General features: G+C 62.6%; 1 protein-coding gene and 1 pseudogene. Both read right to left on the reverse strand.

The window, feature by feature from the left end:
• A pseudogene (locus tag M5B99_RS29745) lies at nt 1-379 on the reverse strand (hypothetical protein); the annotation flags it as partial.
• A 54-nt stretch (nt 380-433) separates the two neighbouring features.
• Nucleotides 434-548 (reverse strand): DUF6124 family protein (locus M5B99_RS30380; protein ID WP_412548770.1); only part of this gene is annotated, 115 nt, incomplete at its 5' end.

A 548-nucleotide genomic window follows, 5' to 3' on the forward strand; every position in this document is an offset into this window, starting at 1 on the left:
GCCAGGTGGCGATAGTCCAGAGTGCTGCCGTCGGGCAGGCGCGCATGGCTGAGCTGGCCGAGCGCGTCGTAGCGGTAGTGCAGGGTGGCCCAACCTTGGTGCTCGGTGGTCAGGCGGTCCTGCAGGTCGTACTCATACGCCAGCGGCCAGTGACCGTCATCGACATTGACCAGGCGGCCCAGCGCGTCGTAGTGGTAGTGAATCTTCTCACCATCGCTCAGCGTCTTGACTAGCAGGCGGCCAGCGGCGTCGCGTTGGTAGGCGGTTTTCAGCTCGCTGCCATCATCGCCGAACCGTAGCGGGTCAGCCGACCCAGTTCGTCGCGCTCGCTGGAGAGTTTGCCATAGGCGTTATAGGCAAAGGCGCGGGTGGCTCCGCCGAGCCAAATTGAACGGGGAGCCTTGCTTCCCGTTCATCTAGCGGTTGGGCTCTATCAGTTTCTGACGCTGACTGCTTGCTCATCCAGGACCGAGTCCATCTTCAGCTGCGCCAGCTCAATCAGGTGCACCACACCCATCGCCACCTTGCGGTTCGAACCGGTTTGGTTG

It is taken from the genome of Pseudomonas sp. MWU13-2100, assembly GCF_023242365.1.
Lineage (GTDB): Bacteria > Pseudomonadota > Gammaproteobacteria > Pseudomonadales > Pseudomonadaceae > Aquipseudomonas.